Raw genomic sequence first — 22,479 nt, forward strand, 5'->3', positions numbered from 1 at the left:
CCGAAGCGGCCGCCGCTGCCGCCGCACTATTGCAACGCACCCATGAGCAACAGTACGAAGACTGGTACCGCACGTTCTGGGAATTTAACGAAACCCTGTTCATCGACTACCAAAACGGCAGCTGGCGCCACGAGCTCAACCAGCAAAACCAGCCCAGCGCTGACATCTGGCCGGGCAAGCCGGACCTTTACCACGCCTATCAGGCGACGCTGCTGCCGGTACTGCCGCTGGAGCTGAGCCTGGCGACGGCGCTGGCGAACCGGGCCTAACCCCCGGCGTTTGCGGAGTCTGTTCGCCGCAGATGACGGAATCGCCGAAGTCCCTGTAGGAGCCGGCTTGCTGGCGTGTCAGGCGAAGGCGATGTGTCTGGCTAAATGCCTTCGCCAGCAAGCCGGCTCCTACGGAACTTTGTTCGCCGCAGATGACGGAATCGCCGAAGTCCGTGTGGGAGCCGGCTTGCTGGCGAACCCGGCGTGTCAGGCGAGGGCGATATGTCTGGCTCAATGCCTTCGCTAGCAAGCCGGCTCCCACGGAACTTTGTTCGCCGCAGATGACGGAATCGCCGAAGTCCCTGTAGGAGCCGGCTTGCTGGCGAACCCGGCGTGTCAGGCGAGGGCGATGTGTCTCGCTCAATGCCTTCGCCAGCAAGCCGGCCCCTACGGATTTACGTTCAGCCTCGGCCTTTGGCTCGCCTCGATCAATCAGGCACCTACCATCGGATCAAACCTTCACTTCAATCCACGTCGGCGCATGGTCGCTGGCGTGGGGCAGGTCCCTGACCCAACGGTCCACTCCCGCATTTTTCAGCCTTGGGGCCAACGCCTTGCTCAACAGCAGATGGTCGATGCGCAGCCCGGAGTTGGTCTTCCAGTGGTTACGGAAATAGTCCCAAAAGGTGTAAATCCGCTCATCAGGAAACTTCGCGCGCAGCGCGTCGGTCCAGCCCTGATCCAGCAGGCGTTGGTAGCACGCCCGGCTTTCCGGTTGCAGCAGGGCATCCTTGAGCCATGAGCGGGTGTTGTAGATGTCCTCGTCAGTGGGGATGACGTTGTAATCCCCGGCCAGCACCACCGGGTGCTCGCTCTTGAACAGCGAGTCAGCGTGTGTGATCAGGTGTTCGAACCAGTCCAGCTTGTACTCGAACTTCGGCCCGGGCTGCGGGTTGCCGTTGGGCAGGTAAAGGCATCCAACGATCACGCCCTGAACAGCTGCCTCCAGATAACGGCTGTGGCTGTCCTTTTCATTTCCCGGCAGGCCCCGCCGAATTTCCAGCGGCTCACTGTCGCGGGACAGAATCGCCACGCCGTTCCACGACGGCTCGCCCTGCCAGATCACGCCGTAGCCAGCGTTGCGGATGTCCTCGGCAGGGAAGGCCGTGTCGGCCGCCTTCAGTTCCTGCAAACACACGATGTCGGGCGCTTCTTTTTCCAGCCATTGCAACAGAATCGGCAACCGCGCGCGGATGCCGTTGATATTGAACGTGGCGATTTTCAACGTGGCCATGGCGTTCTCCAATGAGTGTGAAGCGTTGGAGGGCGGCAGATCGTCGAAGATTCCATCGCAATGCGCAGCGCCTGCTGCTGGCTGGCTTAGGGAATTCAGGCGAAGCGTTGCGACACGCGAATCACCTGCCGGGCAATATAGGCGCCGGTAACGATCACGCCAAACAGCCGCAGGGTTTGCATTGCCAGCACGAAGCCGACGTCCGAATGCGTGTCGATGGCAATGATCGCCATCGCGTCGAGGCCGCCGGGGCTGGTGGCCAGGTACACCGAAAGAAAGTCCTTGCCCATCATCTCGGCGATGGCCCAGGCCGACAGTGCGCAGAGCAGAATCAGCACCAGCGCGCCGGCAACCATGGCCGGCAGCCGCCGCCAGACGTAGCGGATGGTCTCGCGGTCAAAGCGCAGGCCGATGTAGCTGCCGATCGCCCCGTAGGCGATTGCCAGCACCCAGGTGGGCAACGTGATTTGCAACAGGCCGCTCAACTGCAGCGCGCCGCCCAGCAGCAAGGGCACCAGCAGCGCGCCGGCCGGCAACCGACTGCCGAGCGTGACGCCGATCACGATCACCAGCAGGCTCAAGCCCAGGTTGAGCAGGTTCATCCCGTGCAACAGCACGCCTGTACTGTGGGCGGCCGAACCGCCGGCATCGGCGCCAATCAATCGACTGACCAGCGCACCGACCATCACCACGCAGACCACCCTCACGTATTGCATGGTGGCAACCACCCGCGAGTCGGCGCCGTAATCCTCGGACATCGCCACCATCGCCGACGCCGCCCCCGGCGAGGTCCCCCAGGCCGCGGTGCTGCTCTGGATGCCGCCCCAGCGCGCCATGCCGATGCCGACCACCGCGCTCAACGCGACGGTGAGCAACGTGGCGAACACCATCACGTGCCACGATTGCATTGCTGCAAGCAGCACGCCAACGGTCATGGAGTGGGCGACCAGCACGCCGACCGTGCCTTGTCCCAGGCGAAACACGTGCTTGTTCAAGCGAACACTGGCCCCCGCGACGCCGAAGCCGATCGCCACCAGCATGGGACCCAGAAACAGGGCGGCGGGCACCTGAAAGTATTTGAACAATTGACCGGCACTGCCGGCCGTCAGAATGAGCAGCAACCATTGGGTCAGAGGGGGCTGATGGGCGAGGGCAAACGAGGTGGGGCGTAGCAACGCGGATCTCCAGAGCATTGGCTGTTCCTGATAGGTGCTTTCCAATGAGGTGCTTTCCAACGACGGCCAGTATCGACAGCGCGATCGATCAAGTCTATTTTCTAATAATCATGAATTGATAACTTTGGTTGATATATGGACCTGCGTGACCTGACCTATTTTGAAACCATCGCCGAGCTCGGTCATCTGGGGCGCGCCGCTGAAAAGCTCAATCGCAGCCAACCGGCGTTGACCAAAAGCATTCAGCGTCTGGAGGAATCGTTTGGCACCCGGCTGTTCCAGCGCGATGGCCGACGAATCAAGCTCACGCCAGTGGGCGAGCTGTTGCAGGCGCGGGGCAAAGTCCTGCAGCAAAGCATCGCCCAGACCCAGCGCGAGGTGCGCGACTTCGCCAGCGGCGCGGTAGGGGATATCCGCTTGGGCTGCGCGGCGACCATGGCCGAATACCTGTTGCCCGAACTGACCAACGCGCTGCTCAAACGCTCGCCACAAGTCACACTCAAGCTGGTAATCGGTCAGGACGACATGCTGCGCGAGCAACTGCGATCCGGGCACCTGGACATGATCATCTGCGCCCAGCGCGGCGCCGAGGAAGAATTCACCTTTTATCCGATCCTGACCGACGAAGCGGTGGTGATTGCCAGCCGCAACCATCCGATCTTCAAGGCGCCGTTCGAGATGCGCGACTTGTGTCGGTATCGCTGGGTGCTGCCGCCTGCCGGGGTGTCGTCGCGCATCTGGGTCGATGACGCCTTTGCCCGCCACGATTTGCCGCTGCCGGAGGTGCAGATCGAAGCCAATTCGATCTCTCTGCTGCCGCGCCTGATTGCCCAGACCAGCCTGCTGAGTTTCATCGCCCGGGAGACGCTGGAGTTCGGCAAAAACATGCAAGACCTGCGTGAGGTGTCGCTGGAGCAGACCACCATGGCGCGGACTATTTGCGTCATGCTGCGCCGCCAGGGTTATCTGTCGCCTGCCGCCCACGCCATGGTGCAGATGCTGCGCGATGACGGCGGATCATTCCTCAGTTGGTCGTAACCTGTGCTTTTACCCCGCCGGGTGAGGTAGCCTGCGCAGAGACATTCACCTACGGAGCGTCAATGATGCAGGTACAGACAAGCCAGCCCGACACCCTCGTTCACCGTTATGTTGCGAGCGACGATGCACCGCATGTCGGCGGTGACCAGTCCCCCCTCAACGACGCCGATGCCGACGAAGACCGCGACCCCGAAGGCGAGCTGGATTTGAGCGTACTGGAACTGGACGAGTTCGCCGACGCCGACAAGCTCGACATCAGTTCGTCGACGCTGGAATAGGTGAGGGCGTTGGCGCGCAGCTGTCGGATACTTCCAGCAAATACACAACCTGTGGGAGCGAGCTTGCTCGCGAAGACGGCAGCACACCCGCACGAGATTTAGCGGATGTACCTACCTTTTCGCGAGCAAGCTCGCTCCCACAAGGTTGCGTAGAGGCAGCCAGAAACGCAGGCACTGCCTCAATGATCTTCCACTGGGGTTTGCGTTTAGTCAGCTAGCAACCCGGCCAACGCCTCGATCGCCTGTTCCGCCGTCTCACTGCTGCCGGCCCAGGTACACGCCAGCATCAGATTGCGCGCCAGACCGAAATCCTCCACCTGAAACCCCTGCGCATCGAAGCCCGAGGCGTCATGGGCGATCTGGTCGCGCAACGCGCCGTTGGCCGCGAAATACGCCCAGACCGGTTTGCCGAGCGCCACGGCCATGCCCACTTCGAACGCCGTGCCTGAATCCGGCTCGGCGCCGCGAAACACGTTCAGGTTGGCCAGCACCGCGTCGCATCGCTGGATCATGGCGATGTTGGCGTTGCAGATAGCGGCTGCGGATTCTTCAGGGCTGAGCCCCGGCGGCACGTCATTGTCGAAAGGGTACAAACCCTGCAGACCGTGCTGAGCGCATAGGGTTTTCAGAGAGCGGCCGTGTTTGACGGCATCGGCGCGAAACACATCGAAGCCAGCCAGGTAAACCTGGGGTGTGCCAGCGCTACGCATGGTGATCTCCTGAACAAGGGTTGAATCGAGTTTAACGGTCGGGCAGCGGCCGTTGATCGGCCCGGCATCATCCTACCGCAAGCGGGGCTGGAATCTGTACGGATAACCAGTATCCTGACGTTCTTTCGTCAGCCTTTACGTGACCCTGCCGTGAGCCTTTCTCCCCTCGACAATCCATTTTATTACCTGGAAAACTTCCGCCAGGTGCTGAACTGGATCGCCCTGCGCTACGACGATCTGCTCGATGACGACGAGCGTCGGTTCATCGACGACTTCGCCCGGTTACCCCAGCCAGCCCAAGCCTTGCTGGTGCGCATGGTCATGCGCAAGGGCACGCTGTTTCGCGCCAGCAAGCTGGACTACGCGGAAATCGGCGATGTCCGGCTGGCCGCCGCGCCGCTGCTGGCCTCCGGCTGGGTGGACGGTCAGCCCCCGCTTGATCTTCACGCCCTGTTTGCGTTGCTGCGCAAAGATGAGCTGGGGCAATGCTTCAAGGCCCACGGCGTAAAGAGCTCCGAGAAAAAGTCCGATCTGTTGCAGCGCCTGTTGCCGACGTATGGCGCGCCCCAGCGGCTCGACGAGTGGTTTGCCGGCTTTGAAGAGGTGATCTTCGGGCTTCAGGTCATGCCGCTGTGCGACCGGCTTCGCTTGCTTTACTTCGGCAACCTGTACCAGGAGTGGTCGGAGTTTGTGCTGGCGGATCTGGGCATCTATCGCTACGAAAAAGTCGAATTTTCCGTCGAGTCCCGTGGCATCAATCAACGCGCCGACATCGATATCTGCGTGCATCTGCACACCTGCCGACAGGCGCTGGACGAGGGCATGGCCCTGACCGAGCTGGCCCCTCAGGCGCTGGCGGTGCAGACCGACAATCCGTGGCTGGCCATGCGTCGCGCCAAGTTGTTGTTCAAGATCGGCCAGCAGGCCGAGCGCGAGCAGGACTGGCCGCTGGCGCTCAGTGTCTACGCCCAGTCCAGCTATCCCGGTGCCCGTGTGCGCAGGATTCGGGTGCTTGAGCGCAGTGAGCGTTTCCTCGAGGCGATGACGCTGTTGCAGGAAGCCCAGGCGGCGCCGGAAAACGACGAAGAAACCCAACACCTGCTGCGTATACAGCCGCGCCTCAAACGCAAGCTGGGTGAGGGGAGTGTGCAGAAGAGGACGAAACGGACGGTCAGTCGGCTTGACTTGAGCGTGCTGCCGCTGCCGGACCACAGCGTCGAACGGCTTATCCAGCAGCACCTGGCCGAAGAGGGCAGCGAGGTGCATTACGTCGAGAATGCGCTGGTCAATTCGCTGTTCGGCCTGCTCTGCTGGCCGGCCATCTTTGCACCGTTGCCCGGCGCGTTCTTCCATCCGTTTCACAGCGCGCCGAGCGACCTCTACAGCCCGGATTTCTACCAGCGGCGTGCGGCCCTGTTCGACGACTGCCTGGCGCGGCTCGACGACCAGCGCTACCAAGCAGCGATTCGCACCACCTACGCCGACAAGTTCGGCCTGCAATCGCCCTTCGTGTTCTGGGGCACGCTGACCCCCGAGCTGCTGGATCAGGCCCTGCATTGCTTGCCGGCGCAGCACCTCAAACGCTGGTTCCGGCGCCTGCTGCAAGACATCAAAGCCAACCGCACGGGCATGCCCGACCTCATCCAGTTCTACCCCGCGCAACGCCGATACCGAATGATCGAAGTCAAAGGCCCCGGGGATCGTCTGCAAGACAACCAACTGCGCTGGATCGACTTCTGCGCCGAACACGAAATGCCCGTTGTCGTGTGTTACGTGAAATGGGCGGAAGAAGTACGGGCCGCCGGGTGACACTGGACGCCCAACGCCCTACATCCGCCACAGTGCCCGCGCCCGAACGGGCCTCTTCCCGGCTAAAGCCGGTCCCACTAAAAGCACCGCGTATCCCCATAGATACTGGCTTCAACCGGAATGGACGCGGAGCGTCCCGGGATGCATGCCCACGCGGAGCGTGGGCACGATCGGCGTCGGGCATTGATCCGCTGGATTGATGGCGCCCAGACCGGCCCCTTCCCGGCTGAAGCCGGTCCCACTAAAAGCACCGCGTGTACCCCATAGATACTGGCTTCAACCGGAACGGACGCGGAGCGTCCCGGGATGCATGCCCACGCGTAGCGTGGGCACGATCGGCGTCGGGCATTGATCCGCTGGATTGATGGCGCCCAGACCGGCCTCTTCCCGGCTGAAGCCGGTCCCGCTAAAAGCACCGCGTTTACCCCATAGATACTGCCTTCAACCGGAACGGACGCGGAGCGTCCCGGGATGCATGCCCACGCGGAGCGTGGGCATGATCGGCGTCGGGCATTGATCCGCTGGATTGATGGCGCCCAGACCGGCCTCTTCCCGGCTGAAGCCGGTCCCACTAAAAGCACCGCATCCAGCCAGTGGGTTTGGCTTCAGCAGTTCCCGATTTAACATCGCGTGCGGCCAGTGGGACCGGCTTCAGCCGGGAAGCCTTTGATCTGCACTTGATCTGGACTTGATCTGGACTTGATCTGCACTTGATCTGCACTTGATCTTCATACACAGAAAGCACAGACGCCGACAATCGCGACTTGGGTTCAGGCTGAACGCAGGTCTCGTGAGTGGTCCGAGCGGCATGGATGCCGCGAGAGCCGCCCCCCGCCATGGATGGCGGATGGCGGCGGGCCCACGGAGCGAGACCGGAGTGAAGGAACCCTGACGAAGGAAGGGCCAAACCAGGAGCACAAGCCCTTGGTTACTTGGGGCTGTATCAAGTAACTCGCCGAAGGCGAAACAGTCTGCCCCCAGGCCGACGCTTGTGATCTTCAGGATCTTGATCTTGATCCTAAAACCACCCGCCCTACCGCTTGGCTTTCTTGGCCACCGCCGGCAACGGCGCAAACAGCGCCGCGATGTCCTCATCCTGCAACTTCCAGTCCCCGGCCTTGCGCCCATCCAGCACACCCGCCGCCAGCGCCGCCTTCTCCTGCTGCAAATGCTGAATCTTCTCCTCCACCGTGCCCCGCGCAATCATCTTGTACACGAACACCGGCTTGTCCTGCCCAATCCGATAAGCCCGATCCGTCGCCTGATTTTCAGCCGCAGGGTTCCACCACGGATCATAGTGAATCACCGTATCGGCCGCCGTCAGATTCAGCCCCGTGCCACCCGCCTTCAGACTGATCAAAAAAATCGAATGCTTGCCGCTCTGGAACTCCTGCACCGGCACCCGCCGATCCTTGGTCTTCCCGGTCAGCAGCGAATAGGCGATCCCGCGCTGCTTCAACTCCGCCTCGATCAACTCCAGCATCGACGTGAATTGCGAGAACAGCAGGATCTTGCGGTTCTCGGCAAACAACTCTTCCAGCATCTCCATCAGGCTGTCGAGCTTGGCCGAACTCGACTGCCGCGGGTTGACCGGTGCGCTGTTCACCAGACGCAGGTCGCAGCAGACCTGGCGCAGCTTGAGCAACGCTTCGAGAATAATGATCTGGCTGCGCCCCACGCCCTTGCGGGTGATCTCGTCACGAACCTTCTTGTCCATTGCCAGACGCATGGTTTCATAGACATCGCGTTGAGCGTCGTTGAGCTCGACCCAATGCACGATCTCGGTTTTGGGCGGCAGCTCGGTGGCCACCTGTTCCTTGGTCCGACGCAGCAGGAACGGCTTGATCCGTGCATTGAGGTGCTCAAGGCGCTGCTCGTTGCCGAGCTTCTCGATCGGCGTGCGGTAGTTGCTGTTGAACTGCTTGGCGTCCCCCAGCCAGCCGGGCATCAGGAAATGGAACAACGACCACAGCTCACCCAAGTGGTTTTCCAGCGGCGTACCGCTCAGGCACAAGCGCTGACGCGCATTCAGCTGACGCGCCGCCTGCGCCGCTTTGCTGTTGGGGTTTTTGATGTATTGCGCTTCATCGAGCACCAACACATGCAGCAACTGCTGGCTGAGCACTTCGACGTCCCGGGGCAGCAGCGCATAGGTGGTCAGGATCACGTCGTAATCCTGCAGGTGCTTGAAATCCTGATGCCGCTGCGTGCCATACAGCGCCAGCACCCTCAGTTGCGGCGTGAAGTGCTTCGCCTCGTCCATCCAGTTGGGAATCAGGCTGGTGGGCATCACCACCAGCGCCGGCCGGTCGAGACGTCCGGCCTGTTTCTCCAGCAGCAGGTGCGCGAGGGTTTGCAGGGTCTTGCCCAGCCCCATGTCATCGGCAAGCACGCCGCCGACTTCCAGTTCACGCAGCGCCTGCATCCAGCTGAGGCCCTCGAGCTGATAAGGCCGCAACGTGGCATTCAGGCCTGGCGGCACTTCACCGCGAACCTCTTTGATGTTCAGCAGCCGCTCGGAAAACTGGCGCAGCCGATCGCCGCCTTGCCACACCAGTGGCAGGTCGTCGAGTTGCTTGAGCCGCGCGGCGTCGGCGGTGTTCAGGCGAATCGCGTTGTTGCCGTCTTCGCGCCAGTAGAAATCCCCAAGGGCCGCCAGCACCGGCTTCAGCCGGCCATAAGGCAACGCCACTTGAATCGGCACGCCGCCGCGCTGGGTGAAGTGGTTGAGCTGAACCAGCAACTGCTCGTCGTCCCGCCGCTTGGCGATACCGCTGGCGGTCATCAGTTCCGGGTGCGTGCGCAGCAGATTGATCAGGATCGGCAGCAGGCTCAGCCGTTCGCCGTTGACGATGATCCCCAGCTCGAGATCGAACCAGTCGCGCTCGGGCTCCTCGTCCACCACGGCATACCAATCGTCCACCGGCGTCACGTCGAAGCCGAAGTCTTCGCTCATTTCGATCTGCCAGCCTTCGGCGCGAAGGCGTGGCAAATCATCCAGAATGAAGCTCAGCCAGGCCCTGTCGGTGGGCAACTCGAACATCTCGCCCGCGCTGTCGGGCAGCGCCTTGCTCTGCCGGGTCGCGATGCGAAAGCCCAGGTCTTGCAGCTGCTTGCGGTACTCGCCTTCACGCTCCGGGTGCCGGCGCATGCGCAGCGTCTCGTCCGGCAGATGCCAGAGGATGTCGCCGCCACGACCGGGCGCGGGCACGCCGGACACATAGGATTCGCGGTAGCGAAACGCCAGGGCCGCCCGGTGCTGGATGTGCCGTTGCATCTTGCCGTTGCGCGGCTCGTAGGCGCTGTACTCGAAGCTGGCGAGGATCAGCCGCGGCTCCGGCTTGATGTTCTTTTCCAGGCGCTCGGGCAGCCTGGGCTTCTCTTCGACCTTCGGCCTGCGCGCCACCGCCTCGCCATCGACCGCGGCGAGAATGCCGGGGTTGTTTTCCGGGTCCTGCAAAAAGTACAGCGCTGCTGCACAGTGCTTGCAGTTGTTTCGGACCGGGCAGGTGCATTTGCCGACGATGAAATTGCGCGTGCGCTCGGGGTCTTTGAACAGCAGCGTCTGGGTGTAGATTTCCAGGCTCGAGCCGCGGCAGACCGTGCGCACGACGTCCCCGCTCAGGTGTTCGAGCATGACGCGCTTCTGTCGCGCGTACTCGTAACCACGCTCCACCGTTTGCGTTTTGAACAACGGTTCCCACGGCAGGGCGAGGGCTTTTTCCAATAGGGACGACACGTCTAGGCCCGAATCAACGCGGTGGCTGGACGGGGGAAACCTTGATCAGCATGGCCAGGCTTCCGTTGTCCAGATAAGTAAGTTCTCCGTTTCTGACGCGCGTGGCCTGACGCATCCGCTCGCTGGTCACCAGCACGCCGTGGCTGTCCAGCTGGTTGACCCAGAAGTTCGCGTCAATGTCGGTAAACCGCGCCAGGCCCAGGCTGACCGTGCCCTCGATGGGGAAGTGGCCGAACTGCTCCTGGCCGTCACTGATCGCCACCTTGCCGGGCGCAGCGCTGAGGTCCTGTTGCCAGGCTTTGTGCAGCAGCACTTTGTAGCCGTCGCTTGATTCCAGCTTGTTCACCAGACCGTCGAGCGCTGTCGGGGTCTGGTTATCCGTGCCCAGCCGCTGCGCGCCGGCTGCCCAGTCTTCCGGCGCGGGTTGATTGGTCGCGGCCGGCTCGCCATTCTGGCGGAACAGGATCAATTCCACCTGATAGGTGCCATCGGCAAAGGCCGCCGGGGCCAACAGCACCAGCAGCAGGGTGAGGGAGCGGGTCAAACGCATGGTGAATCCTTAAACCGATTTTTTGGAAGGCGGCGGGGTCAAGCGTTCGAACAGCGCCTCCAGCGTATTGAAACGCTCCTCGGCACGCTCCATCGGCACCATGAACTTGAACACCGTGGCGCCTTCGAACTTGTAGCGTTTGGGTTGGGCCTGGATCAGCTTGATCAGCGTCAGCGGGTCTACCGGTGTTTCGGCCGCAAATTCGATGCGGCCGCCCTGAGGCCCGCCGTCGACTTTCTTGATGCCCAGTTGCTCGGCCTTCAGCTTGAGCGAGGTCAGGCGCACCAGATTCTTGGTCGGCTCCGGCAGCAGCCCGAAGCGGTCGATCATTTCGACCTGCAAATCCTTGAGGCCTTCCTCGTCGGCGGCGTTGGCGATGCGCTTGTACAGAATCAGCCGCGTGTGCACGTCGGGCAAATAGTCTTCAGGGATCAGCCCCGGCACACGCAGATTGACCTCGGGACCGCCGCCCAGCGGCTGATCGAGATTAGGCTGCTCGCCCTTGCGGATCGACTTGACCGCGCGTTCGAGCATTTCCATGTACAGCGTGAAACCCACCGCCTGGATCTGCCCGCTCTGGCCTTCGCCGAGCAGCTCGCCCGCGCCGCGGATTTCCAGGTCGTTGGTGGCGAGCACGAAGCCCGCGCCGAGGTCCTGGGTATTGGCAATCGCTTCCAGACGCTTCTCGGCGTCCGGGGTGATCTGCTTGCGCGGCGGCGTCAGCAGGTAGGCGTAGGCCTGGTGGTGACTGCGCCCGACCCGGCCGCGCAACTGGTGCAGCTGGGCCAGCCCGAACTTGTCGGCGCGCTCGATGATGATGGTGTTGGCGCTCGGCACGTCGATGCCGGTCTCGATGATGGTCGAGGCGATCAGCACGTTGAAACGCTTGTGGTAGAAGTCGCTCATCACCTGTTCGAGGTCGCGCTCGTGCATCTGCCCGTGGCCGATGCCGATCCGCGCTTCCGGCACCAGCTCGGCCAGGTCGGCGGCGCATTTCTCGATGGTCTTCACGTCGTTGTGCAGGTAGTACACCTGACCGCCGCGCAGCAACTCACGCAGCAGCGCCTCTTTGACCGTCGGCTTGTTCTGCTCCATGACGAACGTGCGCACCGACAGACGCCGGGCAGGCGGGGTGGCGATGATCGACAGATCGCGCATGCCGGCCACGGCCATGTTCAGGGTGCGCGGGATCGGCGTGGCGGTGAGGGTCAGGATGTCGACCTCGCTGCGCAGTGCCTTGAGCTGTTCCTTCTGACGCACACCGAAGCGGTGCTCTTCGTCGATGATTACCAGCCCCAGGTTTTTGATCTTGACGTCGTCCTGCAGCAACTTGTGGGTGCCGATGACGATGTCGATCTTGCCCTCGGCCAGGTCAGCCACGGCCGCGTTGATCTCTTTGGCTGATTTGAAGCGGCTCATCACTTCGACCGTTACCGGCCAGTCGGCGAAGCGGTCGCGGAAACTGTTGTAGTGCTGCTGGGCGAGGAGGGTGGTTGGAACCAGGATCGCCACCTGCCGGCCGCCGTGCACCGCGATGAAGGCGGCGCGCATGGCCACTTCGGTCTTGCCAAAACCGACGTCCCCGCAGACCAGACGGTCCATGGGCTTGGGCGCGAGCATGTCGGCGCGCACGGCCTCGATGGTGGTCTGTTGGTCCGGAGTTTCTTCGAACGGGAAGCCGGCGCTGAAGGTTTCGTAGTCGAGCTTCGGATCGGCGAAGGCATAACCCTCGCGCGCCGCGCGGCGGGCATAAATGTCGAGCAGCTCGGCGGCCACGTCGCGCACCTGTTCGGCGGCCTTGCGCTTGGCTTTCTGCCAGGCCTCGGAACCCAGACGATGCAGCGGCGCAAGTTCGTCGTCACTGCCGGTGTATCGGGCAATCAGGTGCAGGTTGCTCACCGGCACGTAGAGCTTGGCCTCTTCTGCGTAGGCCAGCATGAGGAACTCGGCGACCTGGTTTTCGACTTCCAGCGTGGCCAGCCCCAGATAGCGGCCGACGCCATGATCGATGTGCACCACCGGCGCACCTTCACGCAGCTCGGCCAGGTTCTTGATCACGGCATCGCTGGCATGGCTGTCGGCGCGCTTGTCGCGACGGCGGCGCTGCATGACCCGCTGACCGAACAGCGGGCTTTCGGCCACCAGAGCCAGCGCCGGCTGTTCCAGTACCAGGCCTTCGTCCAGCGGGGCGATGGTGATCGCCAGACGCTCCTTGCTGTCGACGAACTCCTGCCAGCTATCCAGCGTTTTCGGGCGCAGCTTGAGGCGTTCGAGCAGCTCCAGCAGCACTTCCCGGCGACCGGCGGATTCGGCGGTGAACAGCACACGGCCGGGAAACTCGGCGAGGAACGTCGACAGCGCGGCCAGCGGTTGAGTGGCCTTGGCTTCGATGGCCAGGTCAGGCAGCGTCTGCGCCGCAAAGCGCTCTCGGCCAACGCCGGCTTCGACGTCGTCGTGACTTGCGACCACGCGCGGCCAGTTCTTCAGGCGGGCAAAGCAGTCCTCGACCGGCAGGAACAGCTCGGCCGGCGGCAGCAGCGGGCGTTCCGGATCGACGCGGCGCTCTTCGTAACGGTTGCGCACGTCTTTCCAGAAGGTCTCGGCGGCAGCTTCGATGCCCGGCATGGAGAACACCTGAGTGTCCTGGGGCAGGTAATCGAACAGCGTGGAGGTTTCTTCGAAAAACAACGGGATGTAGTACTCGATACCCGCCGGGGTGATGCCGCTGTTCAAGTCCTGGAATATCGGGCTGCGGCGGAAGTCGACGTCAAAGCGTTCGCGAAAACGCGCCTTGAAGCGCGTCACGGCTTCCTTCTGCAGCGGGAATTCCTTTGCCGGCAGCAAACGCACCGAATCGACCTTGTCGATGGAACGCTGGGTTTCCGGCTCGAAGGTGCGCAGGGTCTCGATCTCGTCATCGAACAGGTCGATGCGGTAAGGCAGCTTGCTGCCCATCGGGAACAGGTCGATCAGCGCCCCGCGAACGGTGAATTCGCCGTGCTCGTACACCGTGTCGACGTAGCGATAGCCGCTCGCTTCAAGGCGCGTTCGCATGGCCTCGACGTCGAGCTTCTGACCGACGTCCAGGACCAGGCTGCTGCCGAGCAGGAACGTGGTCGGCGCCAGACGATGCAGGGCAGTGGTGATCGGCACCACCAGCACGCCGTGCACCAGTTCCGGCAGCCGGTACAAGCTGGCGATGCGCTGGGAGATGATGTCCTGATGCGGCGAGAACAGATCGTAGGGCAGGGTTTCCCAATCGGGGAAATGCAGAACCGGCAGATCAGGCGCAAAAAACTTCAGTTCCTGCTCCAGACGCTCGGCGCTCTGGCTGTCTGCAGTGAGCAGCAGGGTGAAGCGTTTCGCGGCGCTGGCAGCCTCGGCAATGGCGAGACTCAGGGCGGCACCGGGGAGATTACCCCAATGTTGTTTGCCTGCCGCGGCAGGCAGAATCGGTAGGCGCAGAACGGGCACGGAAGTTAGAGCTCCAGGCGTTGCGGCAAAGCCTTGGAGTGTAACTAATCCGCAGAGACGCTGTCAGTTTTGTGCGCTCGCAATTATGTAGTGCTCCAGGTCGAGAAAACTCTGGATTGCTCATAAACAAAGGCCTGTGCATAATGTAGTCCCTTTTTTCAGCCCCTACATGTGGAAGGTTACCGTGACTCAGAAGCCCGACCAGTGTCTTGGTGAATGGATCGATCGTGAAGCCCTCGCCGAGGCGATGATCCCGCTTATCGGTCAGCTCTACCGCAATAATAATGTGGTGAGTTCGATCTATGGCCGCAGCCTGATCAACCGTTCAGTCATTGCCATTCTCAAAGCACACCGCTTTGCGCGCCACCGTCAAGCCGATGCCAGCGAGTTGTCCGTCCACGAGACGTTTCCTCTGGTCAAAGCCATGAGCGAGCTGAAACTGGGTGCCGCTTCGGTGGACCTGGGCAAGCTGGCCGTGAAGTACAAGGCCGAAGGCAACGGTCGCACCGCCGAAGCGTTCGTGCGTGAAGAAATGGCCGAGATCGTTGGCAAGCAGCACGCCGGCGAGCGCAAGGGCACCGACGTCGTTCTGTACGGCTTCGGTCGCATCGGTCGTCTGCTGGCACGCATCCTGATCGAGAAAACCGGTGGCGGCGACGGCCTGCGTCTTCGCGCCATTGTCGTGCGCAAGGGCGCTGAGAACGATCTGGTCAAGCGCGCAAGCCTGTTGCGCCGTGACTCGGTACACGGCCCCTTCGACGGTACGATCACCATCGATGAAGCCAACAACACCATCTGCGCCAACGGCAACCTGATTCAGGTCATCTACGCCAAGAACCCGGCCGAGGTGGATTACACCCAATACGGCATCAAAGACGCGCTGCTGGTCGACAACACCGGTGTATGGCGTGATGCCGACGGTCTGGGCCAGCACCTGCAATGCCCGGGCATCGACCGCGTGGTCCTGACCGCACCGGGCAAGGGCAAGCTGAAGAACATCGTGCACGGCATCAACCACGACCAGATCACCGACGATGACAAGATCATCTCGGCGGCGTCCTGCACCACCAACGCCATCGTGCCGGTGCTCAAGGCAGTCAACGACAAGTTCGGCATCGTCAACGGCCACGTTGAAACGGTTCACTCGTACACCAACGACCAGAACCTGATCGACAACTTCCACAAGGGCGATCGCCGTGGCCGCAGCGCCGCGCTGAACATGGTCATCACCGAAACCGGCGCGGCCACTGCCGCAGCGAAGGCACTGCCCGAGCTGGCCGGCAAGCTGACCGGCAACGCGATCCGCGTGCCAACGCCGAACGTGTCCATGGCCATCCTCAACCTGAACCTGGGGACCGCGACCACCCGCGAAGAGATGAACGAGTACCTGCGCCACACCGCGTTGTATTCGGATCTGCACAAACAGATCGACTTCGTGAACTCGCTGGAAGTGGTTTCCACCGACTTCGTTGGCTCGCGCTACGCCGGCGTGGTGGACGCTGAAGCAACCATCGCCATGGATAACCGCGTTGTGCTGTACGTCTGGTACGACAACGAATTCGGCTACAGCTGCCAGGTTGTCCGCGTGATGGAAGAAATGACCGGGGTCAACCCGCCGGCATTCCCGAAGTAGGTTGAAAGCAGCGGTAAGCTTTAAGCTTTAAGCTTTAAGCTTAAGTAAAAACGAAAACGCCCCGAACCAGTCGGGGCGTTTTTTTTGCTTGCAGCTTGCAGCTTGCAGCTTGCAGCTTATAGCTCTCGGCGATCAGCCGACCGCCGTCACACCCTGAATCCGTGTCTGACCCTTGCGGAACAGCACCAGTGTGGCGATCAGGCCCAGCACGGCGGCGCCGCTCAGCCAGATGCCCGGTGCCGCCTTATTGTCCAGCACGTGGATCAGGTAGGTACAGGCCGCCGGCGTGAAGCCACCGAACGTGGCGGTGGCCAGGCTGTACGCCAGGGAGAAACCGGTGGTGCGCACTTCGACCGGCATGATTTCGGTCAGGGACACCACCATGGCGCCGTTGTACGAGCCGTACAAGAAGGACAGCCACAGCTCGACCATCAGCAGATTGACGAAGCTCGGGTTGGCGGTCAGCCACGACAGGGCAGGGTAGGCCGTGATAATCGCCAGAATGGTCGCCGCCAGCAGCAGTGGCTTGCGGCCGATTCTGTCAGACAGCGCGCCCATCACCGGCAGCCAGATGAAGTTCGAAATACCGACGCAGACGGTCACCAGCAAGCTGTCCAGATCAGACAGGTGCAGCTCGTTCTTGCCGAAGGTCGGTGTGTAGGCGGTGATCAGATAGAACGACACAGTGGTCATGACCACCAGCGCCATGCCGGCGATCACCAGACCGAAGTTCTGGCCAATCGACTTGACCACTTCACCCAGCGAAGGGCGGTGATGCTGGGCGCGGGCTTCGAACTCAGGGGTTTCTTCCAGCGAGCGGCGGATCACGAAAATCGCCGGCACGATCAGGCAACCTATCAGGAACGGTACGCGCCAGCCCCACTGGCCCATTTCTTCGGGGCTCAGCCAGTGGTTGAGGCCCACGCCCAGCAGACCAGCGAACACCACCGCCGCCTGTTGGCTAGCCGACTGCCAGCTGACAAAGAAGCCTTTGCGACCCGGCGTGGAGATTTCCGCCAGGTAAACCGACACACCACCGAGTTCAACCCCGGCCGAGAAGCCTTGCAGCAGACGTCCGATCAAGACCAGCAGCGGCGCGGCGACGCCCAAGGTCGCATAGCCTGGCACGCAGGCAATCAGCACCGTACCCATGGCCATCATGGCCAGCGTAATGACCAGGCCCTTTTTCCGGCCGTGATGGTCGATGTAGGCGCCGAGGAAAATCGCACCCAGCGGGCGCATGAGGAAGCCGGCACCGAAGGTCGCGAGCGACAGCATCAGCGATGCGAATTCACTGTCGGCGGGAAAGAAGGTTTTGGCGATGGCCGTGGCGTAAAAGCCATAGACCATGAAGTCAAACATTTCAAGGAAGTTGCCGCTGACAACGCGAAATATCGCCTTGCCTTTGCCTGTGTTCGAGGCCATCTGGAATTACTCACTTAAGCTGTCTAGCTGGGGGGATCCGTTGTATTTATGCGTCCTCTGCCACGGCGCGCAAGCTTGGCCTCGCGTGCCGTAGATTTGTAACGATATGTGTAAAGCTGGCGGCTGGCAATCAGAACCCCCTGCGCGCTGACCATGGGTTGCCGTGCTGCGCCCGCTTAAAAACAATATCTATGTATCCCACCGCTGCGCTCCTTCCCGGTTTAACTCGCCGCAAATTCGCCCAGTGCCTGACAGGTCACCGAGCGATCCTTCACACATTCCCTGAGTTAACTGGCAAATGAGCCCAAAATTCGACCTGATCGCTGTGATTTCACAGCGCCCAACCCTTCATGACGTCGCACTCAAGCAGTTGCGTTCGGCGCTGCAACAGCATTTCCCCCGGCTCGGCATCGACCCCGAGGTGTCCGTCATCACCCGCACGACCCCGGAAGGCAATCAGCGCGCAGAAACCCTGTTCAGAAATCTGCAACAGGCCTTTCTGGCGAGTAAAACCCCACGCTGGCGCTCGGACAGCAACACGCTGGTCTTGAATCCCGAGGTACAGGGCGCCACTGCCACGCCAATCGATTTCGATCAGCTGAATACTCTGGTCGACACGGTGGCGCTGGCGCTGAACGAAGACTTCCAGCAGGCGCTGGTGGATTTCTGGGGGAAACCGGCGGCAGACGGGCAAAGCCCTTGGGCGCGGCTCTCTGATGCATTGAAGAGAGGGTTTCTGAAAGCCGTCACCGACAGCCCGACGCTGGACGATAACGCGCGCGATTTTCTTCGTCCCATCGGCTATTTCGCCGACCAGATCCAGCGCAACTTCATGCTGCACATCGACCCTGCCCATGACGGCGACGCCATTCGCGCCTGCCTTCCTGAGCAGACGGTGGACGGTGACGTACAGCGCTCAACGTTGCCCCTGCTGGCGGCAACCGGTGTTTGGGGCGGCCGGGAGGTATTCTTCAGTTGGAAGTCTCCGGGCGCCATCGCCAGGCATGCTTCTCTGAATGATCTGATGGCAAGCGTCGACACGGCGCAATCTGCCGGCCATCCATCCACCTGGACGCTGCGCGAGGTGGACGGCGACCTGTTCGACGCATTGGCCCAGTCGATCCTCGCCGCTCAGTTACAGCAGCTTGCCGACCTCGATCACGCGGCCGCAGAGGACTTTGCTGATCTCGAACGGCGCACGGCCGTGGCCTCGGACATCACGCGTTTTCTGCTCCCGGCCCTCCCTGGGATGCAAAGGCCAGATCAACTTCCGGATTGGCTACGCAACGCCAGCGCTGTCGACCGCATGGATTTCAGTCGTCGCATGATTGCCTGGGCGAGCGCGGGGACAGGGAGGACGTTTGATGAAGACATTCCGCCGCTGCTGGATTACACCCATCAGCAGTTACAGCGACAGATGCTGGCCGACCACCCGGAGGCGGCGGATCTGCTGATCGCCGATCTGCAGGTCGTTATTAACAAGGTGGCCGCCGCCGCAATTGCCAGCGGCGGTCAAATGATTGCCTCGGGCGTGGTCGAACCGGTACGCATGAGTCTCGCGCAATTCGCCCTGGAAAACCTGTCCGGCGAACCGGCCGGTGCGCTGCACGTCGTGCACGGCAATGGTAGCCCGGCGCCGGACTGGTTCAGCGCTGATTACCTGCGGCTGCTGGTCTGTCAGGTGGATATCGGGCGCCGCTACCCTGCGCTGCTAAAACGCGTGTTGGTTACCGATCCCGCTGAGTCATCCCGCCGCCAGACGCTGTATGTGGACCAACTCCGCGCCCAACTGCCACTGCAGGCGCTGGAACAGAAACTGCGGGCCGGGGGGCTGTTTTGCGACAGCGCCTGTCAGCGTGTGGCCGCCCTGGTCCAAGCCCCGGAGGATCGCCCTTCGGGCCTGCGCAACACGACCCTGCGTCCGCTGGGCTTTCGTGCAACCGTCGGAGCGCCTGCGGATCTGGTCGCCAACATGTTTGTGATCAGTGATCGTGACGTGGCCCAAGGCCCGGTGGTGCTGTATCGACCGTTTTCGCCTCACGCGTTGACCGAGTTCACATCCTGGGAGGCCCTGCGTGCTGCCATCGGCGAGCCGGGCGAACTTCAGGACGAGGTACTGACCTGGATGGATGATCACCCGCGTCAGGTCTACGCCAATGGCGGTTTTGAACAGCCCCATATCGTGCGCTTCGGCCAGGGCTCGGAATTCGCGCCTCTGGAAACGCCGGCTCCTGCGCAACTGGCGAGTGACGAAGTCGTTGGCGATCCCTTGGTTACGCTGTATCGGGCCAATGCCTCGGCGCTCATCGAACTGGCAGACATGCAGTCCACCTCCAACGCCGAAAGCCGCTGGGCCTTGCTCAAGCGGGGTGGCTGGCTGGCGCTGGACTCGGTTATGCCGTTTCTCTGCGGTCCGCTCGGTAACGCGCTGTGGCTGGTGCAACTGATGGATCAAGCGCAAGGAGCGCTGGCCGTGGGCAGTGATGCCAGCGCGAGTGAACGTGCAGAATCCATGGGCAATATGCTCCTGGGCGTGGCGATGCTGTTGATGCACAGTGCATTGAGCGATGGCCACCTGCCGGCGCGCCGGCGCATTGCCCCGGTTGCCCGACCGAAGCTGGCTGAACTGTTAACGGCGTCATCGAAACCCGTGACCCAGGCCGCGCCCGCCGTCCAGCCTGATGCGGCGATAACGTCGGTCGGCCCGACCCTGCGGCTTGATTCTTTCTGGTCGCGGCCGGACCTGAACCTGACACCCGCGCAAAGAACCGCGCTGCGGTCGTTTGAAATTCAGCCCGGGCCCGAGCTGCCGGAACCGTCGAACGCGCCCGGCACCCAAGGCTTGTTTGAATGGAACGGCGGTTGGTACGCGCGCGTCGACAACGCCGTTTTCAACGTGCAGGTCGGCGACGATGACGTGCAGATTGTCGATTCGCAAAACCTCACGCGTACCGGCCCTCGGCTGGTCCGCGAGGGTGAGGTCTGGCGGCTGGACCTCACCCTGCGTCTGCGCGGTGGAGGCCCCAAGCGCAGTGCGCGGCAACTGGCGCTGGAAAATGCAGAGCGGCTCAAGCGCGTCAACGCGGAGAAGTTAGCGCTGTTGAAGCGCCAGAGCGACCTCTACGCCCGGATGGTAGAAAACGACAACCGCATTGACGGTATGCCGGCGGATGAGCATTCGCAGGTCATTCCGTTGCTGGAAACAGACATTCGCAGCGTCATCGAGATCGTCGACCGCAAGAATGAACTGGATCAACAGCTGCGGCCGGCTGATCGCACCGGCGACAAGGCCTATGCCAAAGACCTGCAAGGCATCGCTCGGCGAATATGCCTGCTGGAGGGCGTCCTGTTGAGCGATATGCTCGTCTTGGCCCGCGAAGATTTGGCCCGCATGCGTGAAGTATCCCCGGAGATGACGTCCGAAAATGTCGGCCTGTATCTAGGGCTGTTCGAGAAAACCTTGCTGCTGCAGGAGGCGGGTCTTCATTGGTCCACGGTCAGGGAAGGCCTGTGGCAGCGACTGCGCGATGTGCCGAAAGTCGGCGAAGACTATTGGCGCGTGGAAGCGCTTGAATTTTACAACAGCCGGATGTTTTCGCTCGTCGATTGGCGCGCCAGTCGCATGTGGTCGTCCCTCGAACTGTCGTTCAATGGCGAAAGCATCCTCGACACTCGCAAGGCAGTGACGCTCAAGCGGCTGCTCAGCGACGACCCGCTGCACGCTGCGCTGACCTCGCAGGCGGAACTTGAAATGCCGAACGATTACACCCTCGACGAACAGATCGGCGTGCTGGAAAGCTCGCTGCGCGAGTACGACCGCGCTTCAATGGTAGCGCTGGCGGCCTTCGAAACTGAGCCTGAAGCGGTAAACACCGCGCATTTTCAGCGCTTCTTCGACGATCTGTCCGCCATTTCCGACCGGGCCGAACACCGTCTTTGCGAACTCATTCGCGAGAGCGAGGAGCCCGCTGACACGCCGGCCGAATACGTTCCAAGGCTGACCCAGCCGCGCAAACGGGTGATCAAGACCCGCGGGCAACGCACCTTGATCGGTCGCTTGCGCGAGGGCGCAGAGCCTTTGCTGGGGGAGGTGGTTGAAGTCAAGGCAGCCATCGGCGACCGGGTGATCGGCTCCTACCACCAGCACGCCGAGGGAGAGTGGGTGGAACTGGAGGATCAGCGTCGCAAGCTGGCCAGTCGCGACAGCATCGTCCCGCTGCCCGAGCTCATGCGCCGTGGCCGCGCCCTGCTGGAGCGGGTGGAGCCCGATATCGCCGCCGCGGTGCGTCAGTCACGTCGCGCCAATGAGCCCGAGGACATGGAAGACATCCTGGTGCAAAAGGCCGACAAGCTGGCTGAGCTCATGGAGAAACTGAAAATCCATCTTGACGATCCCCAGGCGGGCGAGGCCAGCGCCCGATCGCTGCAGGTCATGCTGACGGATTTGCAGGCGGGCCAGTCGCGATTTCGGGAGCAGGGGCGTCAGCTGCGTATCGAGATGATCAAACGCCAGCCGCCGACCGCCAGCCGGATCAGCTACCTGGATCGACTGCACGAGGTGCACATCGCCCGGGTCGAGGGGCGGAAAAACATGTCGGGCGCCCGCCGTAACGACTTCGTCCAGGAATACGCGATTCGCGACAAGGACGACCACCTGCTGTGGTGGGCACATTTTCACTACGCCAGCGAGCAGGCGGCAGCGGATGCCTTCACCGCCGCGCACCTGAAACTGCCTGAACAGCGCCTCATGGGTTACAAGGCAATGCTCAAGGCAGCCAAAGACAATAAAGAAGTGGTGAATATCTATCGCAGCGCAATCGGCAAGGAACTGGCGCAGCGGTTGTTTCTGCATCTGGCCGAGTAAATTGCCCGGCAAGCCGTCGGTCGGATGCAGGGTCTTGCGATTTTTTTAGGAATCGTAGCGTCAACAGATTTATCATCCGCAGCAATTGCGCAGTCGAGTGCGCATCCAGCACTCGATTTGCGCAGGCGCAAGGCATCTGTCGGGGGACGCGACCAAGGGTTAATGGTCCTTTTCCTTCGGTGAGACTAGACTGCGCCGCGAGTTTCGACCTTCAAGCCGCCCGCGCGGCGGCATGATTCAGCCGGAGGCACCAGATGGGTGTCTCGGCCAGTTCTGAGGAG

General features: G+C 62.1%; 13 protein-coding genes. 6 read left to right on the top strand and 7 right to left on the bottom strand.

Annotated elements, in window-relative coordinates; genetic code table 11:
• A partial coding sequence (locus VF672_RS02710) for an AGE family epimerase/isomerase (RefSeq protein WP_331101191.1) occupies positions 1 to 269 on the top strand: 269 nt, incomplete at its 5' end.
• A gap of 451 nt (positions 270 to 720) precedes the next feature.
• Here VF672_RS02710 and VF672_RS02715 read toward each other — a convergent pair.
• On the bottom strand, positions 721 to 1,503 hold the full coding sequence (locus VF672_RS02715) for an exodeoxyribonuclease III (RefSeq protein ID WP_331101193.1): 783 nt from the start codon (positions 1,501 to 1,503) through the stop codon (positions 721 to 723).
• Between the two features lie 95 nt (positions 1,504 to 1,598).
• The gene (locus VF672_RS02720) at positions 1,599 to 2,678 is read right to left on the bottom strand and encodes an AbrB family transcriptional regulator (RefSeq protein ID WP_414705561.1); all 1,080 of its coding nucleotides are present in this window, start codon (positions 2,676 to 2,678) and stop codon (positions 1,599 to 1,601) included.
• 135 nt (positions 2,679 to 2,813) lie between these two features.
• Here VF672_RS02720 and VF672_RS02725 point away from each other — a divergent pair, with 135 nt between their 5' ends.
• Both VF672_RS02725 and VF672_RS02730 read left to right on the top strand, forming a co-directional pair.
• Positions 2,814 to 3,716, top strand: a complete 903-nt coding sequence (locus VF672_RS02725) for a LysR family transcriptional regulator (protein ID WP_331101197.1) — start codon at positions 2,814 to 2,816, stop codon at positions 3,714 to 3,716.
• Positions 3,717 to 3,778: 62 nt separating this feature from the next.
• Entirely contained in the window at positions 3,779 to 3,994 is a 216-nt protein-coding gene (locus VF672_RS02730; RefSeq protein WP_331101199.1) for a hypothetical protein, read from the top strand.
• A 206-nt stretch (positions 3,995 to 4,200) separates the two neighbouring features.
• On the opposite strand, the gene VF672_RS02735 is transcribed toward VF672_RS02730, so the two are convergent.
• Complete coding sequence (locus tag VF672_RS02735) at positions 4,201 to 4,704, bottom strand: nucleoside 2-deoxyribosyltransferase (RefSeq protein WP_331101201.1); 504 nt, start codon at positions 4,702 to 4,704, stop codon at positions 4,201 to 4,203.
• Positions 4,705 to 4,854: 150 nt separating this feature from the next.
• Between VF672_RS02735 and VF672_RS02740 the strand changes: the two genes are divergently transcribed.
• Positions 4,855 to 6,513 carry a VRR-NUC domain-containing protein gene (locus VF672_RS02740; RefSeq protein ID WP_331101202.1) on the top strand — a complete coding sequence of 553 codons (1,659 nt, stop codon included), beginning with the start codon at positions 4,855 to 4,857 and terminating at the stop codon, positions 6,511 to 6,513.
• Between the two features lie 1,033 nt (positions 6,514 to 7,546).
• Here the strand turns inward: VF672_RS02740 and VF672_RS02745 are convergent.
• Genes VF672_RS02745 through mfd form a run of 3 tightly spaced genes read right to left on the bottom strand, consistent with a single transcriptional unit; the run spans position 7,547 to position 14,276 of the window.
• The gene (locus VF672_RS02745; protein ID WP_331101203.1) at positions 7,547 to 10,252 is read right to left on the bottom strand and encodes a DEAD/DEAH box helicase; all 2,706 of its coding nucleotides are present in this window, start codon (positions 10,250 to 10,252) and stop codon (positions 7,547 to 7,549) included.
• 13 nt (positions 10,253 to 10,265) lie between these two features.
• A complete protein-coding gene (locus VF672_RS02750; RefSeq protein ID WP_331101205.1) occupies positions 10,266 to 10,802 on the bottom strand; it encodes a CsiV family protein in 537 nt (178 codons plus the stop codon).
• Positions 10,803 to 10,811: 9 nt separating this feature from the next.
• Positions 10,812 to 14,276, bottom strand: coding sequence for a transcription-repair coupling factor (gene mfd, locus VF672_RS02755; RefSeq protein ID WP_331101207.1), 3,465 nt, complete (start codon positions 14,274 to 14,276; stop codon positions 10,812 to 10,814).
• A 169-nt stretch (positions 14,277 to 14,445) separates the two neighbouring features.
• Here mfd and VF672_RS02760 point away from each other — a divergent pair, with 169 nt between their 5' ends.
• Positions 14,446 to 15,909 (top strand): glyceraldehyde-3-phosphate dehydrogenase, encoded by a 1,464-nt coding sequence (locus VF672_RS02760; RefSeq protein ID WP_331101211.1) that lies wholly within the window; start codon positions 14,446 to 14,448, stop codon positions 15,907 to 15,909.
• Between the two features lie 132 nt (positions 15,910 to 16,041).
• On the opposite strand, the gene VF672_RS02765 is transcribed toward VF672_RS02760, so the two are convergent.
• Complete coding sequence (locus tag VF672_RS02765; protein ID WP_331101209.1) at positions 16,042 to 17,334, bottom strand: MFS transporter; 1,293 nt, start codon at positions 17,332 to 17,334, stop codon at positions 16,042 to 16,044.
• A gap of 298 nt (positions 17,335 to 17,632) precedes the next feature.
• On the opposite strand from VF672_RS02765, the gene VF672_RS02770 reads away from it, so the two are divergent.
• Positions 17,633 to 22,198, top strand: coding sequence for a dermonecrotic toxin domain-containing protein (locus tag VF672_RS02770; RefSeq protein WP_331101210.1), 4,566 nt, complete (start codon positions 17,633 to 17,635; stop codon positions 22,196 to 22,198).
• The last annotated feature ends 281 nt before the right edge of the window (positions 22,199 to 22,479 follow it).

It is taken from the genome of Pseudomonas sp., from assembly GCF_036387035.1.
Lineage (GTDB): Bacteria > Pseudomonadota > Gammaproteobacteria > Pseudomonadales > Pseudomonadaceae > Aquipseudomonas.

What these genes read in the sequence shown, in the direction of transcription:
- VF672_RS02715 (WP_331101193.1), bottom strand. Translation starts at nt 1,503, where the DNA reads ATGGCCACGTTGAAAATCGCCACGTTCAATATCAACGGCATCCGCGCG.
- VF672_RS02725 (WP_331101197.1), top strand. Translation starts at nt 2,814, where the DNA reads ATGGACCTGCGTGACCTGACCTATTTTGAAACCATCGCCGAGCTCGGT.
- VF672_RS02730 (WP_331101199.1), top strand. Translation starts at nt 3,779, where the DNA reads ATGATGCAGGTACAGACAAGCCAGCCCGACACCCTCGTTCACCGTTAT.
- VF672_RS02735 (WP_331101201.1), bottom strand. Translation starts at nt 4,704, where the DNA reads ATGCGTAGCGCTGGCACACCCCAGGTTTACCTGGCTGGCTTCGATGTG.
- VF672_RS02750 (WP_331101205.1), bottom strand. Translation starts at nt 10,802, where the DNA reads ATGCGTTTGACCCGCTCCCTCACCCTGCTGCTGGTGCTGTTGGCCCCG.
- VF672_RS02760 (WP_331101211.1), top strand. Translation starts at nt 14,446, where the DNA reads ATGTGGAAGGTTACCGTGACTCAGAAGCCCGACCAGTGTCTTGGTGAA.
- VF672_RS02765 (WP_331101209.1), bottom strand. Translation starts at nt 17,334, where the DNA reads ATGGCCTCGAACACAGGCAAAGGCAAGGCGATATTTCGCGTTGTCAGC.
- VF672_RS02770 (WP_331101210.1), top strand. Translation starts at nt 17,633, where the DNA reads ATGAGCCCAAAATTCGACCTGATCGCTGTGATTTCACAGCGCCCAACC.